This window comes from Pseudomonas sp. UYIF39 (genome assembly GCF_029963765.1).
Taxonomy (GTDB): domain Bacteria; phylum Pseudomonadota; class Gammaproteobacteria; order Pseudomonadales; family Pseudomonadaceae; genus Aquipseudomonas.
Map to the genome: position 1 here is coordinate 633,018 of NZ_JALBYU010000001.1, position 7,021 is coordinate 640,038.

Here is a 7,021-nt window from a genome sequence, read left to right on the forward strand (position 1 = left end):
AGGCGCACAGGGCTGAGGGTGACGTTCGATCGACAAGCCGTTGGCCTGCCGGTCGATCGAACGCCGGTTCATCTGTACGCCTGAAAGGTCGCTGTGCTCTTGTTTTAAAAAGCCTAGAGGTACGTCGTAGTCAGACGAATGTCCGCCTCGATCAGGTCCTTGGGTGGGGGTGTCGGTTCGATGCCGCACAACCGGGCGATGTTGTTGCCCAGGTAGTCCTCAAGGTGATCTTCATCGATGCCCAACCCCTGCGGTGCCGGCGAACACAGCACTTCGAGTTCGCGCAACCACATGCCCGGTTCGTTCGGCGGTGAGTCGGTGCCGAAGACGATCTTGTTGCGCGGCAGATCCTTGGCGAACTCGACGATCCGGGACTGGAAGCACCAGCCGGATTCGCAATACACATTCGGCGTGTCCATGGCCATCCAGAACGCTTCGAAAGAGTAGTTGCCGCCGGTCTGGATGCCGAAGTGACCGATGATGAAGTTGACCATCGGGAATTCGCGGATGATCGGGTAGAACATCGTCGGGATGGTGTACGGACCGTCACCCGTGTGGATCAGCACCACGATGTTGTACTTGGCGCAGACTTTCATCGCCGGCCGTAGCCAGTCCAGTGCCCTGTCGGGACGATAGCCGTGCATGTTGGCGTGCAGCTTGAGCATCTTGAAACCGTATTCCTTGATATGAAACTCCAGCTCTGCCGCACCGTTTTCCGGCCCCCAGCGCGGGTTGAAGTTGAAGTTGCCGATGAACCGATCCGGGTACTTCATGCACAGTTCGGCGATGTACGACATGTAGTCGCGCACGCCTTCGCGGCCCCGCCGGTTGCCGTCGCGATAACCGGTGTTGCCCGGTGGCGGCTGGATGAAGCCCATGTCGATGCGGCGCGGTTTACCGTTGATCATGTACGGGCCGTCCATCAGTTTGAGCATGCGCTCGCCGGTAAACGGTTCGCCGGTGTGGCGCCAGGCCTCATCGACCAGGTTGGTGGGGTGCAGATGGGTATCGATAATCATCGGTTCAACTCCTGGCCAGTTGGGTAGTGACAGGGCGCTTCAACTGCGCCTCGGCTTCGGACACGGAACGTGGCGGCGGGGTCGGTTCGAGGCCGATCATCCGTGCGGTGTTGTTGCCCAGGTATTCTTCGAGGGTGTCCTCGTCGAGATTCAGACCTTGCGGCGGCTCATGACAGAGCACTTCCAGCAGGCGCAGCCACATGCCCGGCTCGTTCGGCGGGGTGTCGGTACCGAAGAGGATTTTGTGGGTTGGCAAGACCTTGGCGAATTCGACGATCCGCGATTGCAGGCACCAGCCCGATTCGCAGTAGACGTTGGGTAGCTCCATCGCCCACTGCATCGGTTCGAACACATAGACACCGCCGGTCTGCACACCGAAGTGCGCCATGATGAAATCGACGTTAGGGAATTCCTTGATCATCGGCACCCATTCAGACGGGATGCTGTACGGCCCGTCGCCGGTGTGCAGTTTGACCGGAATGCCCAGCTCGGCGCATTTCTCGAAGGCCGGACGGACCCAGTCCAGCGCACGGTCCGGGCGATAGGCGTGCATGTTGGCCTGCATCTGGACCATCTTGAAGCCGTGTTCCTTGACGTAACGTTCAATCGCCTCGACACCGTTTTCCACGCCGCAGCGCGGGTTGTAGACGAAGCAGCCAATGAAGCGATCCGGGTACGTCTGGACCATCTTCAGCGTGTAAGCCATGTAGGCGTCGATGGACTCGCGGCCGCTGAGTTCGCCGTCGGTCCAGGTGTAAATGGTGTTGCCTTGTGGCGGCTGGATGAAGGCTTTGTCGATGCGGCGAGGTTTGCCGTTGACCATGTACGGGCCATCCATCATCTCCAGCAGACGCTCGCCGGTGAACGGGTCACCGTCATGCCTCCAGGCGAGGTCCACCAGGTCGGTGGGATAGCAACTGATATCGATGATCATTGAAGTCGATCTCCTGATAGCGGGGAAGGGAACCTTGCGGTTCGCAGCAGCCACGTCCCGAGCAATCGGCCATTTCTATGCGCACTGCTGCGCATTCCCTCGCCTGGTCGCACCCGGCTCGGGACGCTGGCTGCTTGGGGGGAAGTATTGGAAGGGGGGGAGGGGTTCGTACAATATTAATTGGGCGGGGTGTTGATATGTGTTCGATATGGGGCCAAAAGATCGCAGCCTTCGGCAGCTCCCTGTTTCTCTGTAGGAGCTGCCGAAGGCTGCGATCTTTAGATCTATTCCAGCGTTTGCGCGACCAACTGCTTGATCACCTCAACCACCGGCGCTACCCGCTCGGCTTGCCCCGGTGGCCATACCGCATACAGGTTGTAATGCGCCGGAATTTGCGCCACGTTCAGCTCTACCAAACGCCCCGCCCGCAACGCATCCGCCGCTAGCAACCCGCGCACCAGACCGGCGCCAACCCCGGCTTCGGCTGCTGCAATTAGGTTGGCCGCATTATCGAAAACCACCCGCGCATTCGGCTCGGTCGGCGCCATTGCTGCTGCATCCAGCCAGGGAATCCACGAGCGCCGCGTATACCCCAGCAGCGGTAATTCCAGCACCTGCGCCGGTGTAATTGGCACCTGCAACCCATGGCGCTCCAGCAGCGCCGGGGATGCCACCGCAGTCACTCGATCACCGCAGATCTGGGTCATCTCGCAGTCTTCCCAATCGCCATACCCGTAGCGCAGCGCCAGGTCCACCCGCTCGAACGAGCTGCGATCCGAGCGCGGCATCGACAGCAATACCACTTCATGGTCAGGCAATAAATCGAGCAGTTCCGGTAGCCGTGGATTGAGCCAGCTCTGCGCCAGCTCGCTGTCGACATCCAGGGTTAGGCGTTGCGCGACGCTGCGGTTTTTCACCGAGGACAACGCCCGGTCGATTTGCGCCAGACCGTCGGACAGCACGCTGGCAAACAATTGCCCGGCATCGGTCAGGTTACTGCCGCCACCTTCGCGTACGAACAGCGGCTGGCCGATGAAGTCTTCCAGGCTGCGGATCTGCTGGCTGATAGCGCTGTGAGTCAGGTCGAGTTTGCGCGCGGCACTGGAGAAGCTTCCGCTGCGAGCGGCCTGGATGAATGCACTCATGGACTGCACCGACGGGTATCGCTTGTACATGCTGTTAGTCCTACTTACACAGGATGGCAGAAATCGTCGCTGGCCCGATTTTCCGCAGACTCCCAATAATCGGCGACCAGGCCTGCACAAAGACGGGCCGCTCTCTTGGAGCCTGACAATGATCGAATTCACGGTAAACGACGAACGACACGAGCTGGTAGAGACATCGCCCTCCATGCCCTTGTTATGGGTGTTGCGTGATCACTTGAAACTCACCGGCACCAAGTTCGGTTGCGGCATGGGCCTGTGCGGTGCCTGTACCGTGCACCTGGACGGTGTCGCAGTACGTTCCTGCCAACTGCCGGTTGCCGCCGTGGCGGGGCACCGCATCACCACCATCGAGGGCTTGTCGCCCACCGAACAGCATCCGCTGCAACTGGCCTGGGTTGCCGAAGATGTCCCGCAATGTGGTTACTGTCAATCCGGGCAGATCATGTCCGCGGCCGCGTTGCTCAACACCGGTGCGACCGTCACCGATGACTCGATCCGCAACGCCATGTCCGGCAACGTGTGCCGCTGCGGCACTTACGGGCGAATCAATAAAGCCATCAAGCGCGCAGCTGCCGCGCCTAAGGAGGCGTGATGACGTTTATCGACGACACTCAGATCGAACTGCCGCGCCGTCTCTTTCTCAAGCAGGCAGCCACTGTTGCCGGCGGCCTGGCCATTGCGTTCTATCTGCCCTCAGGCATCGCCGCTACGGACCCGAAAGCACCTGCGCCTGCGGGTGATTTCGAGCCCAACGCCTGGGTTCGGGTATTGCCCGACGGCACGGTGAAACTGGTGGTGCACAAACACGATTCTGGCACAGGCACCCACACCGCATTGGCCGCTTGCGTGGCCGAGGAACTGGACGTCAACCCGATGACCGTGCAGGTTATATCGCCGGAAAATCCGTTCTTTGAAACCTACATTCACCCGATATGGAAAGTCTTCTCGACGGGTGGCAGCACCAGTGTTTCGCTGGAATACGATCGACTGCGGATGGCCGGTGCCACGGCGCGCGCACTGCTCATCACTGCGGCGGCCAAGCAATGGAAAGTCAGTCCCGATAGTTGCACAACCGAAGAGGGCCGGGTGGTGCACTCCGCCAGCAAACGCAGCCTGGGTTACGGTGAGCTGGTGAGTGTTGCCGCGAAATTGCCAGCACCGGCCAAGATCACTCTGAAGGACCCGGCGCAGTTCAAGTACATTGGCAAACTGCGGCAAAAGCGCGATGCGGCGGCCAAGGTTTGCGGGCGATTCAAATATAGCATCGACGTTGAGTTGCCCGAGATGCTGGTGGCGGTGATTCAGCGCACGCCGGTGGTCGGCGCCACGGTTGTCTCGGTGGATTCCAGTACGGCGTTGCAAGTACCGGGCGTGCGTAAGGTGATCGCGATTCCCGGCAGGGCTGATGTGCTCGGCGGCAATCAGGAAGGCGTCGCAGTGCTCGCGGACAACTACTGGGCCGCCCAACAGGGTCGTGCGTTGCTCAAGGTGCAATGGAGCGATTCACCTTTGGCCGGTTTCGACAGCGATCAACTGGCGACGGCGCAAGCGGCGGCCATCCACGACAAGACTGCGCAACGAGTGTCAGCCATGGCGGTGGGAGACGTCAGCGCTCAATGGCCGAAAGCGGCGAAGCTGCTCGAGGCCGATTACCTCATGCCATACAAGGTGCAGAACCCGCTGGAACCGATCTGCATTACCGCCGAGGTGAAGAATAACGCCATCACCTACTGGGGCGGCGTTCAGGTGCCATCCTCGGCGCTGGAAGCTGCGCAAACGGTGTGCAAGATCGCCAAGGACAAGGTCACCATCAACGAGTTGGTGTCCGGTGGCAGCTTCGGGGCGCGGGAGGCCAAGTACTGGTTGTTCGAAGTGGCATACCTGGCGCAGCAGGCCAAGGTGCCAGTCAAGTTGATGAACAGCCGTGAAGACGAAATGCGTTCGCTGTTCATGCACCCGGCGACTCTGCATCGAGTCAAAGGTGCGCTGGATGCTCAGGGCAAACTCATGGCGTTGAAACTTGACGCTGTCTCACCGGCTTCGCCGGAACAGTGGGAACCAGGCTATTTCGAACGCCCCGACCACATGGACTACAGCACTACCGAGGCTATCACCGCGTGGGACTTTGCTTATCGTCCTGCGAATCTGGACCTGGTCTGGGTCAGGCACGAAAGCAACGTGCCCAGCGGTTGGTATCGCTCCGTGAGTTTCATTCCAAATGTGTTTGCCGTCGAAAGTTTCATGGACGAATTGGCACACAGCTCGGGACAGGATCCGTTGGCCTGTCGCCTAGCCAACATGCAAGGCCGGCCCCGGCACGTCGCGGTGCTGAAGAACGCCGCCGAACGTGCCGGTTGGGGCCAGCCATTGCCGGAAGGGACAGCCTTGGGGATCGCCACCAATCAGGGTTACACCAGCTTCATCGCGGTGGTCGCCAGACTTTCGAAAAAAGACGGTGTGATCAAGGTCGATAAGCTCACCTGCGTGGTCGATTGCGGCCTGGCGGTGTCGCCGGGCGGTGTCGAAGAGCAGATCTACGGCGGCTTGATGTGGGGCCTCGGCCACGCGCTGTTCGACCGCATGGACATCAAACAGGGCAGGGTGGTGCAGAGCAACTTCCATGATTACCGGGTGACCCGCATGTCGGACATGCCGGCGGTGGACATCTTGGTGCTGGACGGCGAGCCGAGCAAACCCGGTGGCGTCGGTGAACTGGGCAGCCCGTCGGTGGCCCCGGCCATCGCCAATGCCCTGTTCAGCCTGACCGGCGTACGCCAGCGCTCGACGCCACTGACCCTGGGATAAGCCGCCATGGACTTGCGCTTGCTGCGGTACTTCATGGCCCTGGCTGAAGAGCTGCACTTCGGCCGGGCGGCCACGCGGTTGCACATTTGTCAGCCGCCGCTTAGCCAGCAGATTCGTCTGTTGGAAGAGGAGCTAGGTACGCCGTTGTTCGAGCGCAGCCATCATCGGGTCGAGCTGACGGCGGCCGGGGCGATGCTCAAGGAACAGGCGCCGCTAGTGTTCGAACAACTGAATCGCGCGCTTGATCTGACTCGTCAGACCGGTCGCGGCCAGTTGGGAGAATTGGAAATCGGCATGATCAGTTCGGTGATGGTCGGGGTACTCCCTCGGGCGTTACACCTGTTTCGCGAGCGCTATCCGCAGGTCACCTGGCGTCTGCATGAAATGACGCCGGCTGCACAGGTCATGGCATTGAAGGAGAAACGCATCGATGCATGTGTATTCAGGGTAGGCTATGACGATCCGCAGTTGCGCAATGAACTGCTGATCTACGAGCCGATCCGGGTGGTGATGCCCGTTGATCATCCGTTGGCCAGACGCGAAAGCCTGGCGCCTTCGGACCTAGCGCAGGAACCATTCGTGGCGTTGGAACTCAAGCAGTCGCGGTTTGCCGATTTTCTCTACCAGTGCTGCATCAAGGCGGGATTTACGCCGCAGATTCGTCAGCAGGTGATCGAGGTTCAGACCTTACTCAGTCTGGTGCGGGCCGGTTTCGGTGTGGCGCTGCTGCCAGCGTCCATCGAACAGATGGCGCCAGCCGGGCTGGTGTTTCGTCGCCTGACACCGGCATTGCCGGAAGTGCCGCTATACGCCACTTACCGCGCGGACGATGACTCGCCGGTGCTCAAGCTGTTTCTTGATACGTTGCGCGAGTTAGTCCTCGAGGAAGGGGGTGGTCGAACTTAAAAGGAGCTGCCGAAGGTTCGGGCCGCGTTCGGGCGATCTTTTGATCTTGCCCCAGACCTTTATCAACCGTCACACGATCGCAGGCTGCGATAGCTCCTACACCGACCGCGTAGCGGGCGTTATATCGATGTGGATATGTAGTGGTCAACTGATCCCGGACACGGTTTTAAGGTTTTCTTCGGTTTTTGCCG

At 60.3% G+C, this 7,021-nt stretch carries 6 protein-coding genes; 3 read left to right on the plus strand and 3 right to left on the minus strand.

Translation table 11 applies throughout. The features are described 5' to 3' along the window. Nucleotides 1-113 precede the first annotated feature (113 nt). The 3 genes from MO767_RS02920 to MO767_RS02930 form a co-directional block, all read right to left on the minus strand. Nucleotides 114-1,019 carry an amidohydrolase family protein gene (locus MO767_RS02920; protein ID WP_133102824.1) on the minus strand — a complete coding sequence of 302 codons (906 nt, stop codon included), beginning with the start codon at nt 1,017-1,019 and terminating at the stop codon, nt 114-116. 4 nt (nt 1,020-1,023) lie between these two features. Further along, nucleotides 1,024-1,953 carry an amidohydrolase family protein gene (locus MO767_RS02925; RefSeq protein ID WP_093222204.1) on the minus strand — a complete coding sequence of 310 codons (930 nt, stop codon included), beginning with the start codon at nt 1,951-1,953 and terminating at the stop codon, nt 1,024-1,026. 284 nt (nt 1,954-2,237) lie between these two features. Then, nucleotides 2,238-3,128 (minus strand): LysR substrate-binding domain-containing protein, encoded by an 891-nt coding sequence (locus MO767_RS02930; RefSeq protein WP_282479331.1) that lies wholly within the window; start codon nt 3,126-3,128, stop codon nt 2,238-2,240. A 118-nt stretch (nt 3,129-3,246) separates the two neighbouring features. On the opposite strand from MO767_RS02930, the gene MO767_RS02935 reads away from it, so the two are divergent. From MO767_RS02935 to MO767_RS02945, 3 genes are read left to right on the plus strand one after another with little or no spacing between them, the layout of a single operon-like run. Next, nucleotides 3,247-3,711 carry a (2Fe-2S)-binding protein gene (locus tag MO767_RS02935; RefSeq protein ID WP_282479332.1) on the plus strand — a complete coding sequence of 155 codons (465 nt, stop codon included), beginning with the start codon at nt 3,247-3,249 and terminating at the stop codon, nt 3,709-3,711. Then, nucleotides 3,711-5,924, plus strand: coding sequence for a molybdopterin cofactor-binding domain-containing protein (locus MO767_RS02940; protein ID WP_282479333.1), 2,214 nt, complete (start codon nt 3,711-3,713; stop codon nt 5,922-5,924). Before MO767_RS02935 ends, MO767_RS02940 begins: the two co-directional genes overlap by 1 nt. Before the next feature lie 6 nt (nt 5,925-5,930). Beyond that, nucleotides 5,931-6,830, plus strand: coding sequence for a LysR substrate-binding domain-containing protein (locus MO767_RS02945; RefSeq protein ID WP_282479334.1), 900 nt, complete (start codon nt 5,931-5,933; stop codon nt 6,828-6,830). Nucleotides 6,831-7,021: the final 191 nt, after the last annotated feature.